This is a genomic window from Crossiella sp. NPDC003009 (genome assembly GCF_053591555.1).
In genome coordinates, this window is record NZ_JBSFUA010000005.1 from 181,946 (window position 1) to 201,135 (window position 19,190).

Sequence of the window (19,190 nt, forward strand, 5' to 3'; positions counted from 1 at the left end):
ACCCACCTCCCACCGTTCAGTAAAATGAACGATCCTGAGGCTAGGTGCCGCACCCGCCGCCGTCAACGGCGACTACTGCGCCGGATGCTCCAGCAGCAGCACCGACCGCACCTCGTCGTCCACCGCGGCGTACTGGTGCGGCGTCCCGGCCCGGAAGCTCACATAGTCCCCCGGTCCGATCTCGTGCGCCCGCCCGTGCACTGTCACCCGCAGCGTCCCGGTCACCACGGCGGTGTGCTCAAAGCCCGGGTGACCTGCGGATTCCTGCACCACTCCCGGCCGCACCCGCTGGTCGTAGACCTCCACCACCGCCCCGCCGTGCTCGATCCGGCGCAGCAGCCGCAACTCGACCGCCTCCCCGCTGAGCACCTCCAGGTCGGCCGAGCGCACCACCACCACGTCCGGATCGACCGCCTCGGTCAGCAGGTCCGAGACCGGCACATCCAAAGCGTTCGACAAACTGAACACTGTCTCGATGGTCGGATTGCCCGACCCGGACTCCAGCTGGGACAGCGTGCCCTTGGCGATCCCGGACCGGCGGGCCAGCTCCGACAGCGATATGCCCAGCGCCTCCCGCCGCTCCCGCAGGTTCGCGCCGAGCACCTGCCCCGCCCGCTGACTCGTCATACCGCCTCCTCGACCGTGCCGGCCCATCGCACCACACCCGCCCGACTGGTATGCAGAAGGACATGCCCACCGTGCCCACCGTCAGCGGCAGCAAGGACCTCGACCAGCTCGGCCGGACCCTGATGCACGAGCACGTGTTCGTCCAGGACACCGAGCTGATGGCCAACTACCCGCACCTGTGGGACGAGGAAGCCGAGATCGAGGCCGCCGCCACCCGCCTGCGCGCCCTGCACGCCACCGGCATCACCACCATCGCCGACCCCACCGTCCTCGGCCTCGGCCGCGACCTGCCCCGCCTGCTCCGGGTCTCGGCGCGGGTCCCCGACCTCAACATCATCGTCGCCACCGGCCTGTACACCTACCGCGACGTCCCCCTGACCCTGCACCACCGGGGCCCCGGCACCATCCTCGGCGGCGACGACCCGCTGATCCCGCTGTTCATCCACGACCTCACCGAAGGCATCGCCGGCACCGGCGTCCGCGCCGCCTTCCTCAAGTGCGCCGCCGACGTGCACGGCCTCACCCCGGACGTCACCAGGGTCCTGCACGCGGTGATCGCCGCCCACCACCAGACCGGCGCCCCCATCACCGTGCACACCAGCACCACCAACGACACCCCACAAGAAGTCCAGGCCCTGCTCAAGTCCGAAGGCGTCGACCTCTCCCGCGTGATCCTCGGCCACGTGGGCGACACCGCCGACCTGGACCTGCTGAAACGCCTGGCGGACAACGGCTCCTACCTCGGCATGGACCGCTTCGGCCTGGACCTGATGCTCCCCGCCGACCAACGCATCGAAACCGTCCGCGCCCTCTGCGAGGCGGGTTACACCGAACGCATGGTCCTGTCCCAGGACAGCTGCAGCCACATCGACTGGTTCCCGCCCGGCCTCAAGGAACAGATCCTGCCGAACTGGCGCTACGACTACCTCTCCGACACGGTCATCCCCGCCCTGTTGAGCCAGGGCGTCCCACAATCAGACATCGACCAGATGCTGATCATCAACCCCCGAAACTACTTCACCCCAGCCTAGAACCACTGCGACCGCACGGGCGAAGCCCGGCAAACCAAGCGAGGGGCTGGCTTTTCGAAACCTGTCCGAAGTCTTGAGGTTCCCCATGCCCGTCAACCTGGAGACATCAGACCGCATCCCAGCGAGCAGACGCTCACAGCAACCGCCGCCAACGCCAAGCAGCGTGACGGCGGCTGCTCGCTGGGATGTGGTGTGATTTCGGAAGGTTGACGGGCATGGGGAACCTCAAGACCCGCCTGCGTCTTGGCCTTTGACTTTCCCCCCCATGCTTTGATCTCTGCCCGTCCGGCGAGGACGCTCTTGACTTGATCTTCGCCTGTAACCCCGAAGATCAAAAGCATGTCCTCGCCGGACGGGCAGACCCCCGGAGGGGTTGACAAGTCAAAAGCCGGGACGAGCAGGTTGCGGTGCAAGAGGGCTGCCGGGGCCGATTCCAGCGTGCTCGAGTCCCTCTCGTCTTCTCCGCACGACCTTCCGACAGCAAACCACCTCTCATCGAGCGGCCCCCGTCACGCTGCGCGGCATTGGCGGCGGTTTGTGTTGCAGGGGCCGCTCGATGAGAGGTGGTCAGCAGTCTCCAGGCCGTACGGAGCAGACGAGAGACCCTCTTCGTGGGTTTCCACCCCCGGCTGTCCAGTCACTCCCCCAGCCGCTCGATGACCGTGACGTTCGCCTGCCCCCCACCTTCACACATCGTCTGCAACCCGAACCGCCCCCCGCTCCGCTCCAGCTCGTTCAACAAAGTCGCCGTCAACTTCGTCCCAGTAGCCCCAATGGGATGCCCCAACGCGATCCCCCCGCCACTCACGTTCACCTTCCCCAACGGCACCTCCAACTCCCGCGCCCAGGCCAGCACCACACTCGCGAACGCCTCATTGACCTCGAACAGATCAATGTCCCCCACCCCCATCCCCGCCTTCCGCAACGCATGCCGGGTGGCCCGGATCGGCGCCGTCAGCATCGCCACCGGATCCGCCCCCCGCGCCGACAGGTGGTGCACCCGTGCCCGGGGCCGCAACCCGAAGCGCCGCACCGCATCTTCCGAGGCCACCAGCACCGCGCTGGCCCCGTCCGCCAGCTGGCTCGACAAGGCCGCGGTGATCCTCCCGTTCTCCCGCAACGGTTTCAGCCCGGCCATCCGCTCCAGCGTGGTGTCCGGTCGGGGACACTCGTCGTCAGTCAGCTCGCCGCAGTCCACGATCTCGCAGTCGAACCGGCCCTCCGCCCGCGCCGTCACCGCCCGCTCGTGGCTGGCCAGCGCGAACTCCTCCATCTCCGTTCGGCTGATCTCCCACCGCACCGCGATGTGGTCCGCCGCCCGGAACTGGGACAGCTCCTCATCGCCGTACCGGTGCGCCCAGCCGGGTGAGAGGGCGGTGGGGCTGGGGTCGCCGAACTGTTCGCCGACGGTCATCGCCGAGCCGATCGGGATGCGGCTCATGCTCTGCACGCCGCCGGCCACCACCAGGTCCGCCGTCCCGCTCATCACCGCCTGGGCGGCGAAGTGCAGGGCCTGCTGGCTGGATCCGCACTGGCGGTCCACCGTCACGCCCGGCACCTGCTCCGGGTAGCCCGCGACCAGCCAGGCGGTGCGGGCGATGTCGCCGGCCTGGGCGCCGATGGTGTCCACGCAGCCGAACATCACATCGTCCACTTCGGACGGATCGGCATTGGTGCGCTCGAACAGGGCGGTGATCACGTGGGCGCCCAGGTCAGCCGGGTGGATCGTGCTGAGTCCGCCGCCCCGGCGACCGACCGGAGTGCGTACTGCGTCGATGAGGTACGCCTCGGGCACGGGGATCCTCCTTGTGACTAGGGCTTTCGGACCGGGCGTCGCCGGGTGGCGATGCCCTCGAGCAGGATGCCGAGGTACTGCCGGGCCACATCGCCCGCGGACAGCGCGCCGTCGGGCCGGTACCAGTGCACCGCGACCCACACTGTGTCCCGGACGAACCGGTACACCAGCTCGACATCCAGGTCCGGCCGGAACACCCCGGCGCGCACCCCGTCCTCCAGGATGCCGACCCACAGCTTGCGGAACTCCACGTTGTGGTCGCCGAGGTAGGCGAAGCGTTCCTGCTGGGCCAGGTGCTTGGCCTCGTTCTGGTAGATCGACACCTCGGCGTGGTGGGCGTCGATGCACTCGAAGGAGGTGATCACCACCTGTTCCAGGCGCTGCCGCGGCCCCAGCCCGCCGGCCTCGATCTCCCGGTAGCGGCCGAAGAGCTCGTCGAGGAAGTTGCGCAGGATCTCATCGGCCATCGACTCCTTCGAGTCGAAGTGGTGGTACAGGCTGCCGGAGAGGATGCCTGCCGCGTCGGCGATGTCGCGGACCGTGGTCGCCCGGAAGCCGCGGTCGGCGAACAGCCGCGCGGCCAGCGCGAGCAGTTCCGCGCGGCGCTGCGATCCGCTTTCGGGGGCACGTTTCGCTGTCACGGTTCTCCTTCTCACGGGTGCTGGCTGCTCACCGACAGCACCTCGCCGGTGAGGTAGGTGGCGTAGTCGCTGGCCAGGAACACCATCACGGCGGCCACCTCCCACGGCTGCGCCGCCCGGCCGAACGCCTCCCGCCCGGCCAGTTCGGTGAGCAGCTCGTCGCTGGTCACCTTGGCCAGGAAGGGGTGTGCGGCCAGACTGGGCGCGACCGCGTTGACCCGGATCCCGTGCTGGGCCACATCCAGCGCGGTGCACCGGGTGAACGCCATCACGCCAGCCTTGGCCGCAGCGTAGTGCGCCTGCCCGGCCTGGGCGCGCCACCCGATCACCGAGGCGTTGTTCACGATCGCGCCCCCGCCGCCCTGCTCGACCATCAGCCGCAGCGCGGCCCTGGTGCAGCGGAACGTCCCGTTCAGGGTGACGTCGAGGACCCGCTGCCACTGCTCGTCGGTCATCTCCAGCACCGAGGCGGTGCCACCGAGACCGGCGTTGTTCACCACCACGTCGATCCGTCCGAAGTGGACAGCCGCCCCGGTGAACAGGGCCTGCACCTGACTCTCGTCGGTGACGTCGCAGGGAATGCCGGTGACCTGCTCGCCGTGCTCGGCGGCCAGCCGCTCGACGGTCTCGGCCAGTCGCCGCTGGTGCCAGTCGCTGACCACCACCGCCGCGCCCTCCAGCAGGCAGCGTTCCGCGGTGGCCGAGCCGATGCCGGTGCCCGCGGCGGCGGTGACCACCGCGACCTTGCCGGTCAGCAGCCCGTGTCCCGCTGGTGGTTTCACGGCCGGACCTCCTTGGGCAGTCCCAGAACCCGTTCGGCGATGATGTTGCGCTGGATCTCGTCCGACCCGCCGTAGATGGTGTCCGCCCGGCTGAACAGGAACAGCCGCTGCCACCGGTCCAGCTCGCCCGGCGCGGTCAGCCCGGCCGCGCCGCGCACCGCCATCGCCAGCTCGCCGAGCCCCCGGTGCCAGCGGGACCAGCACAACTTGGCCACCGAGGCCTCGAACCCGGCGCCCGGCCCGGACATCGTGCGCAGCGCCTGCGCGCGCATGACCTCCAGCCCGATCCAGGCCCTGGTCAGCCGTTCCCGGATGCCGGGCTCGGCCAGCGCGCCGGTCTGCCTGGCCACCTCGACCAGCGCGGTCAGCTCCTTCCGGAACCCGACCTGCTGCCCCAGCGTCGCCGCGCCCCGCTCCACGGCGAGGGTGCCCATGGCCACCCGCCAGCCGTCACCCGGTTGGCCCACAACGAGTTCCGCCGGGGTGCGGGCTTCTTCGAAGAAGACCTCGTTGAACTCGGCGGTGCCGGTGAGCTGCCGGATCGGCCGCACCCGCACGCCCGGCTGGTCCATCGGGATCAGCAGGTAGGACAGCCCGGCCTGCCGCCGCGACCCGGGTTCGGTGCGCACCAGCGCGAAGCACCACTGGGCCAGATGGGCGAGCGAGGTCCACACCTTCTGCCCGTTGACCACCCATTCGCCGCCGTCCAGGCGGGCCGAGGTGCGCACCGCGGCCAGGTCGGAACCGGCCTCCGGTTCGGAGTAGCCCTGGCACCACAGCTCGCGCACCGCGGCGATCCCGGGCAGGAACCGCTGCCGCTGTTCGGGTGAACCGAAGGCGATCAGCGTGGGCCCCACCAGTTCCTCACCCACGTGGCTCACCCTGGCCGGGGCCCCGGCCCGCGCGTACTCCTCGTGGAAGATCACCTGCTGGGCCACCGGCAGGCCACGTCCGCCGTGCTCGACCGGCCAGCCGAGGCAGGTCCAGCCCGCCGCGGCCAGGTGGCGGTCCCAGGCCAGCCGCTGCTCGAATGCCTCGTGCTCGCGGCCGGGACCGCCAAGTCCGCGCAGGGCCGCGAAATCGCCGGTCAGGTTGGCCGTGAGCCAGTCCCTGACCGAGCGCCGGAACGAATCCATGTCGGCCTCCAGGCTTCTCAAGGCGCACCGACCTGCGTAGGCTAGCCTACCAAGCACTTGCTTGGAGGTGTTCGGTGAATCCCAGCACCATCCCCGCGGCGCTGCACTCGGCGGCGCAGCGGTTCGGCGCGGCCGAGGCCGTGGTGGACGGCGAGGTGCGCTGGAACTTCACCGGTCTGCTGGACCGGGTGCGCGCCGCGGCCGGGGTTTTCCTCGGCGCGGGCCTGGCTCCCGGCGAGCGGGTGGCGGTGCTGGGCCCGAACACCGCGCACTGGATGGTCGCCGCGCTGGGCGCGCTGTACGCGGGCGGCACCCTGGTGCCGGTCAACACCCGTTTCACCGCAACGGAAACCCAGGACGTGCTCCGGCGCAGCGGCGCCAGGGCGCTGGTGGTCGCCGAGGAGTTCCTCGGCGTCGACCACCTCGCCGAGCTGCACAAAACAGGCCTGCCAACGGGTCTGCGCACCGTGCTGCGCTTCCCGGTCGATCCGGGTGCGCCCGCCCCCGAGTTGTCCGGCTCGCCGGTGCCGCCGGCTGAGCTGGCGGCGCGGGCGGAAGCGGTGCGGGACAACGAGGTCAGCGACATCCTGTTCACCTCCGGAACCACCGGCCGCAGCAAGGGCGCGATGAGCGCGCACCGCCAGTCGCTGGGGGTGGCGGCGGCCTGGGCCGAGCTGGCCGGGCTGCGCGCGGGTGACCGCTATCTGGTGGTGAACCCGTTCTTCCACAGCTTCGGCTACAAGATCGGCATCCTGGCCTGCCTGCTCACCGGCGCGACCCTGGTGCCGCAGGCGGTGTTCCGCCCGGCGGAGACGGTGCGGCTGATCGAGCGGGAGCGGATCACCGTGCTGCCCGGCGCGCCCACCATCTACCAGTCCCTGCTCGACCACCCGCACTCGGCGGACCTGTCCTCGTTGCGGCTGGCGGTGACCGGGGCGGCGGTGGTGCCGGTGCGGCTGGTGGAGCGGATGCGGGCGGAGCTGGGCTTCGACACGGTGCTCACCGCCTACGGGCTGACCGAGGCGGTGGTGGCCACCATGTGCCGCCCCGAGGACGATCCGGTCACCGTGGCCACCACCTGCGGCCGGGCGGCGGCCGGGTTCGAGCTGCGGCTGGCGGACAACGGCGAGGTGTTGTTGCGCGGCCCCAACCTGATGCTGGGCTACCTGGACGGTCCGGCCGCGACGGCCGCCGCGGTGGACTCCGAGGGCTGGCTGCACACCGGCGACCTCGGTCGCCTGGACGAGCGCGGCTACCTCACCATCACCGACCGGCTCAAGGACATGTTCATCTGCGGTGGCTTCAACGTCTACCCCGCCGAGGTCGAGCAGGCACTGGCCAAGCTGAACGGGGTGGCCGAGTCGGCGGTGATCGGGGTGCCGGATGCGCGCCTGGGCGAGGTGGGTCACGCGGTCGTGGTCACCAGTCCCGGCGCTCGACTGTCCACTTCGGAGGTCATCGGGTTCTGCAAGGCGAGGCTGGCCAACTTCAAGGTGCCGCGCACGGTGGAGTTCCGGGCCTCGCTGCCCAGGAACGCCGCGGGCAAGGTGCTCAAACAGCGGTTGCGCGAGGAGAGCTGATGGTGGTCGAGTACGTCCGCAAGGACGCGGTGGCGGTGGTCACGATGAACCGCCCGGAGTACCGCAACGCGCAGAACTCGGCGATGACCTACGCCCTGGACGAGGCGTTCGCCCGCGCGGTCAACGATCCCGAGGTCAAGGTGATCGTGCTGGCCGGTGCGGGCGAGCACTTCTCCGCGGGCCACGACATCGGCAGTCCGGGCCGGGACGCGGACACCGCGTTCGACCGGAAAGCCGTGCTGTGGTGGGACCACACCGACCGCGCGGGCGGGGATCGCCGGTATGCCAGGGAGATGGAGGTCTACCTCGGCATGTGCCGCCGCTGGCGGGAGATCCCCAAGCCGATGGTCGCGATGGTGCAGGGCGCGTGCATCGCGGGCGGGCTGATGCTGGCCTGGGTGTGCGACCTGATCGTGGCCGCCGAGGACGCGTTCTTCGCCGACCCGGTGGTGCGCATGGGGATTCCGGGGGTGGAGTACTTCGCGCACCCGTGGGCGCTGGGCCCGAGGGCGGCGAAGGAGGTGCTGTTCACCGGGGACCGGTTCAGCGCGGCCCGCGCCTACGAGTGGGGCATGGTGAGCCGGGTGGTGCCGCGCACCGAGCTCGCCGAATCGACGTTCGCGCTGGCCGAGCGGATCGCCCGGATGCCGCAGTTCGGGCTGGCGCTGGCCAAGCGCGCGGTGAACCAGTGCGAGGACCTGATGGGCCAGCGCGCCGGCATGGACTCGGTGTTCGGCCTGCACCACCTGGCACACGCGCACAACGCGGAGACCAGCCCGGACGCCTTGGCGGGTCTGGACGCCCGGTCGATGCGCGCGGACGGCTGAGGTGGACCTGACCCTGGACGCCGAGTCCCGCGCTTTCCGGGCCGAGGCAACGGAATGGCTGGCCGCGCACGCCCCGGGCCGGCTGCCGTCGCTGGACACCGCCGAGGGGTTCGCCGCGCACCGCGAGTGGGAACGCACGCTGGCCGGGCACCGCTGGTCGGTGGTGAGCTGGCCCAAGGAGTTCGGCGGCCGGGACGCCTCGCTGTTGCACTGGCTGCTGTTCGAGGAGGCCTACTACGTCGCGGGCGCTCCGGCCCGGGTCAGTCAGAACGGCATCTTCCTGCTGGCCCCCACCCTGTTCACGCACGGCACCGAGGAGCAGCGGCGCCGCCTGCTGCCGCCGATGGCCGGTGCGGAGGAGGTGTGGGCGCAGGCCTGGTCCGAGCCCGAGGCGGGCAGCGATCTGGCCGGGATCCGCGGCAGGGCAAGGCGAACCGACGGCGGCTGGCTGTTGTCCGGGCAGAAGACGTGGAGCTCGCGGGCCGCCTTCGCCGACCGCGCCTTCGGCCTGTTCCGCACCGACCCGGCCGCCGAGCGCCACCGCGGCCTGACCTACTTCCTGTTCGACCTGCGCGCCCCCGGCGTCACCGTCCGCCCGATCCCGCAGCTCGACGGCGAACCGGGCTTCGCCGAGATCTTCCTGGACGAGGTCTTCGTGCCGGAGGCCGATGTCCTTGGCGCGCCAGGGGACGGCTGGCGGGTGGCGATGAGCACCTCGGCCAACGAACGCGGCCTGTCCCTGCGCAGCCCCGGCCGATTCCAGGCGACCGCCCGCAAACTGGTGGAACTGTGGCAGCGCAAGGAGAACCCCGGCTTGCGGGACCGGGTGGTGGACGCCTGGATCGGGGCGCAGTCCTACCGGCTGCACACCCTGGCCACGGTCACCCGCCTGGCCGAGGGCGGTGCGCTGGGCGCGGAGTCCAGTGTGGGCAAGCTGTTCTGGTCGGAGCTGGACCTGGACCTGCACGAGACCGCCTTGGAGCTGCTGGGCGCGGAAGCCGAACTGGACGGCGACTGGCTACGCGGCTGGCTGTTCGCGCTGGCCGGGCCGATCTATGCGGGCACCAACGAGATCCAGCGCACGGTCGTGGCCGAACGCCTGCTCGGCCTGCCCAGGAGCCCGCGATGAGATTCGCCCTCACCCCGGAGCAGACCGAGTTCGCCAGGTCCCTGCACACCGCCCTGGACGCCGCCGTGGACCCGTGGCCTGCCCTGGTCGAGCTGGGGGTCCCGGCGCTGCTGATCCCGGAGCGGCACGGCGGGCTGGGCGCGGAGCCGGTCGACCTGGTGGTGGCGGTGGAGGAACTGGGCCACCACGCCGTGCCCGGCCCGCTCGCCGACACCCTGGCCGCCCTGCCGGTGCTGCTCGCCGAGCACCCGGAGCTGTTGGCAGAGCTGGTTTCCGGCACCCGGGCTTCGCTGGTCATGCCGCCCCACGCGCCGCACGCGCTGGTCGCCGACCGCTACTTCCACTTCGACGGGGACACCCTCGCCGCAGGCGAACCCGGCCCGGCCCAAGCCTCCGTCGACCCCCGCCGTCACCTCCACCACATCACGCCCACCAACCCCCTCGCCACCGGTCCCGCCGTCCGCGAAGCCGCCGCGCGGGCCTTCAACCTCGCCACCCTGGTCACCGCCGCGCAGCTGCTCGGCGCTGCCCGCGCCATGCTGGAGCTCACCCTCCGGCACGCCAAGTCCCGCACCCAGTTCGGCCGCCCGATCGGCGCGTTCCAGGCGGTCCAGCACCGCCTCGCCGACACCCACGTGGCCCTCGAACTGGCCCGCCCCCTCACCTACGCCGCCGCCCTCACCCTGACCGCCCGCGACGTCTCCGCGGCCAGGGTGGCCGCCGCCGAGGCCGCGCACCGCACCGCCAGGACCGCCCTGCAACTGCACGGCGCGATCGGCTACACCCGGGAGTATCCGCTCAGCCGCTGGCTCACCCTGGTCCGTGCCCTGCGCACCAGCTGGGGCACCCAGGACCACCACCGCGGCCGGGTGCTGGCCGCGCTCACGGAGGAACCATGGACCTGGGACTGACCGAGGAACAGCTGGCCCTGCGCGCCGCCATCCGCTCCGCGCTCACCCGTGGCCACCGGGAGATCGACCTCGGACTGTCCATTCCGGACACTTACGGCGGTCAGGGCGGCGGCCTGGCCGAGGTGGCGATCGCGCTGGGCGAGCTCCGGCTCACCCCCAACCCCCTGCTCAGTTCCACCCTGGCCGCCCAGGCGATCCTGGCCACCGGCAACCAGGAGGCCTGCGCCCGCCTGCTCCCCCGCATCGCGGCCGGCGAACCGGCGACCCTGGCCTGGACCGACCACAAAGGACACTGGAACGCCCCGGCCTGCGCCTACGACGGCATCCTGACCGGCACCGCGCACTACGTCCTGGACGGCGACCTCACCCTGGTCCTGGCCCGAACCGGCACCGGTCCAGCGCTGTTCCTGCCCAAGACCTGTTTCCGCGTCGACTCCAACGCCCTGGACCCCACCCGCCCGCTGGCCACCGTCGAATGCGCCGACACCCCGGCCGAGCACCTCGGCCCGGCCGACCCCGCCGCGCTCCGCGACCTGGCGGTCACCCTGCTCGCCTACGAGCAGGCCGAGATCGCCGCCGAAGCCCTGGCCCGCACAGTCGGCTACGCCAAGACCCGGGTCCAGTTCGGCCGCCCGATCGGCTCCTTCCAGGCGATCAAACACCGCCTCGCCGACCTGCACCTCACCGTGGAGACCGCCCGCTCGGCCGCCCTGCACGCCCTGCTCAACCCCGGCCCAGAACAGGCCGCCCTGGCCAAGGTGCACTGCTCGGAGGCACTGTCCACAGTGGCCGGTGAGATGATCCAGCTGCACGGCGGCATCGCGATCACCTGGGAGCACGAGGCGCACCTGTTCTTCAAACGCGCGCACGGCAGCGCCCAGCTGTTCGGCAGCCCGGAGCAGCACCTCGCCCGGCTCGCCGAACTCCTGGACTTCACACCCAGTCGGTCGGCCGAGGCCAGGTGACCAGCTCCTCCAACGGCCCCGACGGCTCACCGCCACCCTCGGTGGCCGCGTACCGCCCCCGGTAGAACAGCAGCGGCCGACCGTCGTTGACCGGTCCCAGCGCCCGCACCTCGCCGACCACGATCACGTGGTCACCGGCCTCGTGCTCGGTCCGCAGCACACAGTCCACCCAGGTCAGCGCCCCGGCCAGCAACGGTGATCCGCTCTCCGCAGGACTCCAGTCCACCCCGGCGAACTTGTCCGGCCCGCTGCGACCGAACACAGTGGACAGTCCCTGCTGCTCCCCGGCGAGCACGTTCACCGCGAACACCCCGGCCGCCCGGATCACCGGCAGCGACCGGGACTCCTTGCCCGCGCAGAACAGCACCAGCGGCGGGTCCAGGGACAGCGCGGCGAAGGACTGGCAGGCGAACCCGGCCGGTCCCGGCGCGGTCACCACGACCACCCCGGTGCAGAAGTGGCCGAGCACCGCGCGGAACCGGGCCGGGGTCAGTCCACTGTGCACGGTCACGACGGTGGCCCGCCGATGCTGAAGTCGTGGCCCCACAGGCTGACCGCGGTGCTCTCCCTGGCGATCCAGGTCTCGTCCTCCACCTGCCTGCCCTCACAGCCGTACTCCACGTCGAACCCGCCGGGGGTCTTCATGTAGAAGGACAGCATCAGGTCGTTCACGTGCCGCCCCAGGGTCGCCGACATCGGCACCTTGCGCCGCAGCGCCCGGTCCAGGCACAGCCCCACGTCGTCGGGCTCCGCCACCTCCACCATCAGGTGCACGATCCCGGACGGGGTGGGCATCGGCAGGAACGCGAGGCTGTGGTGGCGCGGGTTGCAGCCGAAGAACCGCAGCCAGGCCGGTTCCCCGTCCGCCGGCCGCCCGACCAGCTGCGGTGGCAGCCGCATCGAGTCGCGCAGCCGGAAACCGAGCACGTCCCGGTAGAAGGCCAGCGCGGCCGCGTCGTCGTGGGTGGAGAGCACCACGTGCCCGAGGCCCTGCTCGCCGGTGACGAACCGGTGCCCGTACGGGCTGACCACCCGCCGGTGTTCCAGCGCGGCGCCGTGGAAGACCTCCAGGGTGTTGCCGGAGGGGTCCTCGAAACTGATCATCCCGGTGACCCTGCGGTCGGCCAGCTCGGCCTTCTCCGCCGACTTCACCGGCACACCGGCGGCGTCCAGCCGCGCCGCCACCTCGGCCAGCTCGGCCTCGTTGGCCACCTCCCAGCCCGCGGCGGCCAGCCGGTCCCGTTCCCCGGGCAGGATCACCAGCCTGGCCGGGAAGTCGTCCATCCGCAGGTACAGCGCGGCCGGGTCGGCGCCCTTGCCCTCGACCATGCCGAGCACCTTGAGCCCGAACTCCCGCCACTTCGGCACGTCGGTCGCCTCGATGCGCAGGTATGCCAACGATCGGATGCCCATCAGTCCTCCCCGAGGAAGTGCAGCGCCAGCCGGTTGAACTCGGCGAACTTCTCCAGCTGCGCCCAGTGCCCGCACCGTCCGAACACGTGCAGCTGCGCGCGCGGGATCAGCTTGAGCGGCAGCAGCGCCCCGTCCAGCGGGTTGACCCGGTCCTCCCGGCCCCACACCAGCAGCACCCGCTGCCGCAGCCGATGCGCCTCCCGCCACAGCATGCCGTCCTCGAAGCTGTCCGGCTGCGAGAACGACTTGCCCATGGAAGCCATGGCGCGCAGCGACTCCGGCGCGCTCGCCACCGCGAACCGTTCCTCCACCAGCTCATCGGTGACCAGTGCCGGGTCGAAGACGAGGGTGCGCAGGAAGTCGGCGAGCTTCTCCCGGCTGGGTCCCGGCGGCGCGCCGAACTTGGCGAGCTTCTGCACGCCTTCGGTCGGGTCGGGGGCGAACACGTTGAGCCCCAACCCTCCCGGGGCCATCAGCACCAGCCGCCCGGCCCGTGCCGGGTGCCGCAACGCGAACCGGACCGCGGTGCCGCCACCGAGGGAGTTGCCGAGCAGGTCCGCCCGCCCGATGCCCAGGTGGTCCAGCAGCGCCAGCAGGGCGTCCGCGCTGAAGGTGAAGTAGTGCCCGGTGATCTCCGGTTTCGCCGAGTGCCCAAAACCCGGCTGGTCCAGCATGATCACCCGGTGCCGCTGGGCGAACACCGGCAGGTTGCGGCCGAAGTTGCTCCACGAGCTCGCGCCCGGTCCGCCGCCGTGCAGCAGCACCAGCGGCGGGCCGTCGGCAGGCCCTGCCTGGTGGTAGTGCAGCCGCAGCCCGCCGGCCTCGGCGTACTCGCTGGTCGACTCGAAGCTGTGCACCTGGGCGGTCATCAGAACATCCCGTCCCGCACCGGGATGCCCAGCTCGTGCTTGCCGAACATCACCAGCGCGCGTTCCAGGTCGTTGGCCGCGTGCGCCCGCGCGGCGTGCGCGTCCCGCCAGAAGCGCGGGATGGGCAGGCCGTTGTTGATCGCCTTGCCACCGGCGGACTCGAACAGCCGGTCGATCGCGGCGATCGCCCGCCCGGTGCCCATCACCTGGTCCCGCCTGGCCCGCAGCCGCAGCGTCACCGGGATCCGCTCACCGGCCTCGACCAGCGCCATCTCTTCGTCCACCGTGGACTTCAGCTGCTGCCAGGCGGCGTCGATCTCGCCTGCCGCCTCGGCGATGCGCACCTGCGCGAACGGGTCCTCGGCGGCCTTCTCGCCGAGATAGGCCGCCCGCAGCCGGGCCTTGGTGTGCCCGACGTGCTCCTGGTAGGCGCCGCGGGCCATGCCGATGATCGGCGCGGTGATCGCGTAGGGGTGCACGGTGCCGTAGGGCAGCCGGTAGATCGGCTCCGGGTTGGCCTCCTGGCCGGGGCACACGCACTTCGCGGTGTGGCTGAAGCTCAGGGTGCGGTGCTCGGGCACGAACACGTCCTCGACCAGGATGTCGTTGCTGCCGGTGCCGCGCAACCCGACCGTGTCCCAGACGTCCACAATGGAGTAGTCGGCGATCGGCAGCAGGAAGGTCCGGAAGTCCACCGGTGTGCCCTCCGGGCCGAGCACGAGTCCGCCGAGCAGCACCCAGGTGGCGTGGTCGCAGCCGGAGGAGAAGCTCCACCGGCCGCTGAACCGGAACCCGCCGTCCACCGGCGTGGCCCGCCCGGCCGGGGCGTAGGAGGAGGAGGCCAGGGTGTCCTGGTTCTCGCCCCACACCTCCTGTTGCGCCCGGTCGTCGAACAGGCCGATGTGCCACGGGTGCACGCCGAGCACCGAGGCCACCCAGCCGGTGGAGCCGCAGGCGGAGGCGATCAGCGCGACCGCCTGGTAGAACTCCAGCGGGCTGGCCGCCGCCCCGCCGTAGCGGGTGGGTTGCAGCAGCTTGAAGAACCCGTTCTCCTGCAAGGCCTTGATGGACTCGGCGGGGATCCGGCGCAGGTCCTCGGCCTCCTGCGCCCGGTCCCGCAGCGCGGGCAGCAGCTCGCGGACGGCGGCGGTCACCTGCTCGGTCATGACGTGATCCCGTTCTCTCGCTGGAGTTCCAGGGCGATGTCGATCAGCTGGTCCTCCTGGCCGCCGACCAGCCTGCGCTGGCCCGCACGGAGGAGGATCTGCGCGCCGGAGACCTGGTAGCGGCTGGCCACCTGGTCGGCGTGCTTGAGGAAGCTGGAGTAGACGCCGGTGTAGCCCATCACCAGGGCCAGCCGGGAGAGCAGGCACTCCTCGGGCATGGCCGGGCGGACCACGTCCTCGGCGGCGTCGGCGATGGCGAAGAAGTCGATGCCGGTGCGGAAGCCCAGCTTGTCGGCGACCGCGGTGAACGCTTCGGTCGGCGTGTTCCCGGCCCCGGCGCCGAACCTGCGCGCGCTGCCGTCGATCTGCCGTGCGCCCGCGCGGACCGCGGCCACCGAGTTGGCCACCGCGAGCCCCAGGTTCTCGTGCCCGTGGAACCCGACCTGCGCGTCCTCGCCGAGCTCCTCGACGAGCGCGGCCACCCGGTCGCTCACCTGTTCCAGCACCAGTGCGCCTGCCGAGTCGACCACGTAGACGCACTGGCATCCGGCGTCGGCCATGATCCGCGCCTGCTTGGCGAGGGCCTCCGGCGGCTGGGAGTGCGCCATCATCAGGAACCCGACGGTCTCCAGGCCCCAGTCGCGGGCCAGCCCGAAGTGCTGAACCGATATATCCGCTTCCGTGCAATGTGTCGCGATTCTGCATATCCGCGCGCCGTTGTCCCTGGCCGCCAGGATGTCGTCGGTGACGCCGACCCCTGGCAACATCAGGAACGCGATCCGCGCGCTGGTCGCGGTCTCGGCGGCAATGCGGATGAGGTCCTGTTCGGGGGTGTGGCTGAAGCCGTAGGCAAACGAGGAGCCACCGAGCCCGTCGCCGTGGGTCACCTCGATCACCGGTACCCCGGCCCGGTCCAGCGCGGCCACGATCGCGCGAACCTCCTCGCCGGTGAACTGGTGCCGCTTGTGGTGCGACCCGTCGCGCAGCGAGGTGTCGGTCACCCGGACGTCGATCACGATCGCACCTCCACAAGCTTCTCCCCGACCCGCGTCGCGGCGGCGGTCATGATGTCGAGATTTCCGGCATACGGCGGCAGGAAATCCCCCGCGCCCTCCACTTCCAGGAACACCGTCACCCGCGCCATCCCGCCGGTCGCCGGGCTCGGATCGTCGTACTGGGGTTCGTTGAGCAGCCGATAGCCGGGCACGTACCCGGCGATCTCCTCGGCCATCGCCAGCACCGAGGCGGTGATCGCGGCCCGGTCCGCGTCCTCCGGGATGGCGCAGAACACGGTGTCCCGCATGACCACCGGCGGATCGGCCGGGTTGAGCACGATGATCGCCTTGCCGCGTTCCGCGCCGCCGATCCGCTCGATGCCGCCGGCGGTGGTGCGGGTGAACTCGTCGATGTTGGCCCTGGTGCCGGGTCCGGCGGAGACCGAGGCGACGCTGGCCACGATCTCGGCGTAGCGCACCGGGACGACCCTGGACACCGCGTGCACCATGGGAATGGTGGCCTGGCCGCCGCAGGTGGTGAGGTTGACGTTGGCCGCGTCCCGGTGCAGGCCCAGGTTGACCGGCGGCACGATGGCCGGGCCGAGCGCGGCCGGGGTCAGGTCGATCGCGGTGATCCCGGCCTCGGCGTAGCGCGGCGCGTTGGCCCGGTGCACCGCGGCCGAGGTCGCCTCGAACACCAGCTGGGGCCGGTCCGGCTGGGCCAGCAGCCAGTCCACGCCGTCGGTGGTGGTCGCCAGGCCCAGGTCGGCGGCCCGTTTCAGCCCTGGGCTGTCCGGATCGATGCCTACCATCCACTGTGGACTGATCACCGGTGAGCGGAGCAGCTTGTACAGCAGGTCGGTGCCGATGTTGCCGGAGCCGACGATGGCGGCGGCCGCCTTGCTCATGCCGAACCCTCCTGGAAGCTCAAGGACACCGGGCCGAGTCCGGCGAACTCGGCCCGGAAGGTGTCGCCGGGGCGGGCGTCGTAGGCGCGGGTGCAGGAGCCGGGCAGCACCACGTCCCCGGCGCGCAGCCGGACGCCGAAGCCGGCCACCTTCCCGGCCAGCCAGGCCACCGCGGTCGCCGGGTTGCCCAGCACGGCGTCGCTGCGTCCCTTGGCCAGCACCTCGCCGTTGCGGGACAGCGTGGCCCAGATGCCGCGGATGTCCACATGGGACGGTGGCACGCGGGCCGCGCCGAGCACGAACGCGGCCGAGGAGGCGTTGTCGGCCACGGTGTCCGGCAGGCTGATCCGCCAGTCGGTGATCCGGCTGTCGATCAGCTCGATCGCCGGGGCCAGCGCGGCGGTCCTGGCCAGCACCTCGGTCTCGGTGCAGCCCGGCGGCAGATCCTCGCCGAGGATGAAGGCCACCTCGACCTCCACCCTGGGCCGGCAGAACCGGTCCGCGGCCACCGGTTTGTCCTCCGACAGGGCCATGTCGTCCAGGAGGTGCCCGTAGTCCGGTTCGGTGACGCCCATCATCTGCTGCATGGCCGCCGAGGACAGGCCGACCTTGTGGCCGAGCACCCGCCTGCCCTCGGCCAGCCGCCGCCGGATGTTGATCAGCTGGATCTCGTAGGCGTCCACCACGTCGATGCCGCGGTGGCTGCGGACCAGCGGACTGATCGGTCTTCGGTCGAGCTCGGCGGCGCGCAGCCGCTCGGCCGCGTCGGCGCGCTGGTCAGCGGTGAGCACCGGACCTCCTGGTGGCGGCGAGGTGGGCTCCGGCGCGGCGGCCGGAGAACACGCAGTCGGCCAGGGAAAGGCCGCTGACATAGGAACGCGAGCAGATGCCGACCGCGGACCGCCCGGCCGCGTACAGCCCGGCGATGGCCGAGCCGTCCGGCCTGCGCACCGCCCCGGTCCGCTCGTCCACCACCAGTCCGCCCAGTGGCAGCATCGGGCACGGGTTGAGCCGGTTGCGGATCGACATGTCCAGCAACGAGAACGGCGGCCGGAGCTCCCTGGACAGCTCCCCCGGCCGTCCGGTCGGGTCGGCGGCGCGGCGGCGCACCCGGTCGTGGTGGGCGGTGACGGTGGCGCGCAGCCCGGCCGGGTCGATCCCGGCGCGGGCGGCCACGGACTCCAGGGTCGGCCCGGTGACCCGCGCGGCGAGCTGCGCGTAGCCCTGGATCCGCTGGAACCACAGCGCTTGCCGCCGCAGCTGGCGGCGGGCCTGCGCCAGGATCTCCGCGTCCACCAGCAGCCAGCCGCGGCCCTGGTGCCGGGTGATCAGCGCCTCCCCGACGGCCGCGCCGTAGCGGGACTCGTCGATCACCCTGGCACCGGCGCGATCCACCAGCAGCCCGGACAGCAACGCACTCGGCGGGCTGAGGAACCGCCACGCGGACACCCGGTCCAGCAGTCCGGTCGCCGCCCCGGCCGCCACGCCGAGCCGGATGCCGGACCCGTCATCTCCCGGCGTGCCCAGGACGAGGCCGCCGCGGTAGTCCGGCGCGTGCTCGGCGAGCATGGCGCGGTTCGCGGCGAACCCACCGGCGGCGATCACCACGCCCCGGCCCGCGCCGATCCGGAGCTGCCTGCCGTGCCGTCGTTCCAGCCGCTCCGCCTGCCGGTGCAGGATCCCCCGCAGCCAGGGCAGGTACACCCCGGGCTTGGCCGCGTACCGGCTCAACAGCCGGTGTGCCAGGCGGATCCGGCGCGGCGCGCGGGCCAGGGTCCGGCAGGCCACCCCGGTGACCCGGCCGCGTTCGACGATCAGCCGTTCGGCCGTGGTCTGGGTGAGCACCCGCGCGCCATGCCTGCGCGCCGAGGCGGCCAGTGCGGCGAACAGCGTCGCCCCGGAGGTGCCCGGTCCCTTGGCGCGGTGGCCGCGCGGGGCGGGCACGGCGTAGCGGCGGAAGGCGCCGGAGTTCTCGCTGCCGGAGAAGTACAGGTAGTAGCGGTTGTCGGGGTAGGAGGTCTTGTACGGGCAGAGGCTGCCCTCGAACGGCACGCCCTGGCGGCGCAGCCAGTCCAGCTGGTCGGCGCTGGTGGCGCAGAAGCGGCGCAGGGTCTCCGGGGAGACCGCGTCGCCGACCTCCTCGCGCAGGTAGTCGTGCATGGCCTCGACCGAGTCGCCCACCCCGGCCGCGGACTGGATCTTGGTGCCGCCACCGGCGTAGACCACGCCGCCGGAGATCGCGGTGGTGCCGCCGCCACTGAACCGGTCCACCACCAGCACGTCCGCGCCTCCCGTGGCGGCCTCGATCGCCGCGCACGCGCCCGCCGCGCCGAAGCCGAGGACGACCACCTCGGCGCGCGCGTCCCATGTGGTGGACACCGATCCTCCCGAAGCCCGTGTGCAACACGTTCTCTT

19 protein-coding genes are annotated in these 19,190 nt (G+C 71.8%); 6 read left to right on the top strand and 13 right to left on the bottom strand.

The genetic code is table 11. From position 1 onward, the window contains the following. Positions 1–72 precede the first annotated feature (72 nt). Positions 73–627 carry a helix-turn-helix domain-containing protein gene (locus tag ACWDY5_RS08455; RefSeq protein WP_449721605.1) on the bottom strand — a complete coding sequence of 185 codons (555 nt, stop codon included), beginning with the start codon at positions 625–627 and terminating at the stop codon, positions 73–75. Positions 628–689: 62 nt separating this feature from the next. On the opposite strand from ACWDY5_RS08455, the gene ACWDY5_RS08460 reads away from it, so the two are divergent. Further along, positions 690–1,658, top strand: a complete 969-nt coding sequence (locus ACWDY5_RS08460; protein WP_449721606.1) for a phosphotriesterase family protein — start codon at positions 690–692, stop codon at positions 1,656–1,658. Positions 1,659–2,295: 637 nt separating this feature from the next. On the opposite strand, the gene ACWDY5_RS08465 is transcribed toward ACWDY5_RS08460, so the two are convergent. From ACWDY5_RS08465 to ACWDY5_RS08480, 4 genes are read right to left on the bottom strand one after another with little or no spacing between them, the layout of a single operon-like run. Then, a complete protein-coding gene (locus ACWDY5_RS08465) occupies positions 2,296–3,453 on the bottom strand; it encodes an acetyl-CoA C-acetyltransferase (protein ID WP_449721607.1) in 1,158 nt (385 codons plus the stop codon). 17 nt (positions 3,454–3,470) lie between these two features. Next, complete coding sequence (locus ACWDY5_RS08470) at positions 3,471–4,094, bottom strand: TetR/AcrR family transcriptional regulator (protein WP_449721608.1); 624 nt, start codon at positions 4,092–4,094, stop codon at positions 3,471–3,473. An 11-nt stretch (positions 4,095–4,105) separates the two neighbouring features. Continuing rightward, positions 4,106–4,876 carry an SDR family oxidoreductase gene (locus ACWDY5_RS08475; RefSeq protein WP_449721609.1) on the bottom strand — a complete coding sequence of 257 codons (771 nt, stop codon included), beginning with the start codon at positions 4,874–4,876 and terminating at the stop codon, positions 4,106–4,108. Then, positions 4,873–6,012, bottom strand: a complete 1,140-nt coding sequence (locus tag ACWDY5_RS08480) for an acyl-CoA dehydrogenase family protein (RefSeq protein ID WP_449721610.1) — start codon at positions 6,010–6,012, stop codon at positions 4,873–4,875. The genes ACWDY5_RS08475 and ACWDY5_RS08480 overlap by 4 nt, the downstream gene beginning before the upstream one ends. A 74-nt stretch (positions 6,013–6,086) precedes the next feature. Here ACWDY5_RS08480 and ACWDY5_RS08485 point away from each other — a divergent pair, with 74 nt between their 5' ends. The 5 genes from ACWDY5_RS08485 to ACWDY5_RS08505 are packed head-to-tail and all read left to right on the top strand — an operon-like array spanning position 6,087 to position 11,424. Next, a complete protein-coding gene (locus tag ACWDY5_RS08485) occupies positions 6,087–7,592 on the top strand; it encodes a FadD3 family acyl-CoA ligase (protein ID WP_449721611.1) in 1,506 nt (501 codons plus the stop codon). After that, positions 7,592–8,419, top strand: a complete 828-nt coding sequence (locus tag ACWDY5_RS08490) for an enoyl-CoA hydratase (protein ID WP_449721612.1) — start codon at positions 7,592–7,594, stop codon at positions 8,417–8,419. The genes ACWDY5_RS08485 and ACWDY5_RS08490 overlap by 1 nt, the downstream gene beginning before the upstream one ends. 1 nt (position 8,420) lies before the next feature. Beyond that, positions 8,421–9,548, top strand: coding sequence for an acyl-CoA dehydrogenase family protein (locus ACWDY5_RS08495; RefSeq protein ID WP_449721613.1), 1,128 nt, complete (start codon positions 8,421–8,423; stop codon positions 9,546–9,548). After that, positions 9,545–10,459 carry an acyl-CoA dehydrogenase family protein gene (locus tag ACWDY5_RS08500; RefSeq protein ID WP_449721614.1) on the top strand — a complete coding sequence of 305 codons (915 nt, stop codon included), beginning with the start codon at positions 9,545–9,547 and terminating at the stop codon, positions 10,457–10,459. Before ACWDY5_RS08495 ends, ACWDY5_RS08500 begins: the two co-directional genes overlap by 4 nt. Beyond that, positions 10,444–11,424, top strand: coding sequence for an acyl-CoA dehydrogenase family protein (locus ACWDY5_RS08505; protein ID WP_449721615.1), 981 nt, complete (start codon positions 10,444–10,446; stop codon positions 11,422–11,424). Before ACWDY5_RS08500 ends, ACWDY5_RS08505 begins: the two co-directional genes overlap by 16 nt. On the opposite strand, the gene hsaB is transcribed toward ACWDY5_RS08505, so the two are convergent. The 8 genes from hsaB to ACWDY5_RS08545 are packed head-to-tail and all read right to left on the bottom strand — an operon-like array spanning position 11,393 to position 19,154. Then, positions 11,393–11,935, bottom strand: coding sequence for a 3-hydroxy-9,10-secoandrosta-1,3,5(10)-triene-9,17-dione monooxygenase reductase subunit (gene hsaB / locus ACWDY5_RS08510; RefSeq protein WP_449721616.1), 543 nt, complete (start codon positions 11,933–11,935; stop codon positions 11,393–11,395). The two genes, ACWDY5_RS08505 and hsaB, sit on opposite strands and share 32 nt — an antisense overlap. Further along, positions 11,932–12,837, bottom strand: coding sequence for an iron-dependent extradiol dioxygenase HsaC (hsaC, locus tag ACWDY5_RS08515; protein WP_449721617.1), 906 nt, complete (start codon positions 12,835–12,837; stop codon positions 11,932–11,934). The genes hsaB and hsaC overlap by 4 nt, the downstream gene beginning before the upstream one ends. Then, complete coding sequence (gene hsaD / locus ACWDY5_RS08520; protein WP_449721618.1) at positions 12,837–13,706, bottom strand: 4,5:9,10-diseco-3-hydroxy-5,9,17-trioxoandrosta-1(10),2-diene-4-oate hydrolase; 870 nt, start codon at positions 13,704–13,706, stop codon at positions 12,837–12,839. The genes hsaC and hsaD overlap by 1 nt, the downstream gene beginning before the upstream one ends. After that, entirely contained in the window at positions 13,706–14,872 is a 1,167-nt protein-coding gene (hsaA, locus tag ACWDY5_RS08525) for a 3-hydroxy-9,10-secoandrosta-1,3,5(10)-triene-9,17-dione monooxygenase oxygenase subunit (protein WP_449721619.1), read from the bottom strand. The genes hsaD and hsaA overlap by 1 nt, the downstream gene beginning before the upstream one ends. Beyond that, positions 14,869–15,888: a 4-hydroxy-2-oxovalerate aldolase gene (gene dmpG / locus ACWDY5_RS08530; RefSeq protein ID WP_449721620.1), complete on the bottom strand. Its 1,020-nt coding sequence runs from the start codon at positions 15,886–15,888 to the stop codon at positions 14,869–14,871. The genes hsaA and dmpG overlap by 4 nt, the downstream gene beginning before the upstream one ends. Next, positions 15,885–16,775, bottom strand: a complete 891-nt coding sequence (locus tag ACWDY5_RS08535) for an acetaldehyde dehydrogenase (acetylating) (RefSeq protein WP_449721621.1) — start codon at positions 16,773–16,775, stop codon at positions 15,885–15,887. Before ACWDY5_RS08535 ends, dmpG begins: the two co-directional genes overlap by 4 nt. Then, on the bottom strand, positions 16,772–17,566 hold the full coding sequence (locus ACWDY5_RS08540; RefSeq protein ID WP_449721622.1) for a 2-keto-4-pentenoate hydratase: 795 nt from the start codon (positions 17,564–17,566) through the stop codon (positions 16,772–16,774). Before ACWDY5_RS08540 ends, ACWDY5_RS08535 begins: the two co-directional genes overlap by 4 nt. Next, positions 17,553–19,154, bottom strand: coding sequence for an FAD-binding protein (locus ACWDY5_RS08545; RefSeq protein WP_449721623.1), 1,602 nt, complete (start codon positions 19,152–19,154; stop codon positions 17,553–17,555). Before ACWDY5_RS08545 ends, ACWDY5_RS08540 begins: the two co-directional genes overlap by 14 nt. Positions 19,155–19,190 lie beyond the last annotated feature (36 nt).

Bases quoted from the DNA above. Each gene is read 5' to 3' on its own strand.
- ACWDY5_RS08455 (WP_449721605.1), bottom strand. From the start codon at position 627: ATGACGAGTCAGCGGGCGGGGCAGGTGCTCGGCGCGAACCTGCGGGAG.
- ACWDY5_RS08460 (WP_449721606.1), top strand. From the start codon at position 690: ATGCCCACCGTGCCCACCGTCAGCGGCAGCAAGGACCTCGACCAGCTC.
- ACWDY5_RS08480 (WP_449721610.1), bottom strand. From the start codon at position 6,012: ATGGATTCGTTCCGGCGCTCGGTCAGGGACTGGCTCACGGCCAACCTG.
- ACWDY5_RS08490 (WP_449721612.1), top strand. From the start codon at position 7,592: ATGGTGGTCGAGTACGTCCGCAAGGACGCGGTGGCGGTGGTCACGATG.
- ACWDY5_RS08500 (WP_449721614.1), top strand. From the start codon at position 9,545: ATGAGATTCGCCCTCACCCCGGAGCAGACCGAGTTCGCCAGGTCCCTG.
- ACWDY5_RS08505 (WP_449721615.1), top strand. From the start codon at position 10,444: ATGGACCTGGGACTGACCGAGGAACAGCTGGCCCTGCGCGCCGCCATC.
- hsaC (WP_449721617.1), bottom strand. From the start codon at position 12,837: ATGGGCATCCGATCGTTGGCATACCTGCGCATCGAGGCGACCGACGTG.
- hsaD (WP_449721618.1), bottom strand. From the start codon at position 13,706: ATGACCGCCCAGGTGCACAGCTTCGAGTCGACCAGCGAGTACGCCGAG.
- hsaA (WP_449721619.1), bottom strand. From the start codon at position 14,872: ATGACCGAGCAGGTGACCGCCGCCGTCCGCGAGCTGCTGCCCGCGCTG.
- ACWDY5_RS08535 (WP_449721621.1), bottom strand. From the start codon at position 16,775: ATGAGCAAGGCGGCCGCCGCCATCGTCGGCTCCGGCAACATCGGCACC.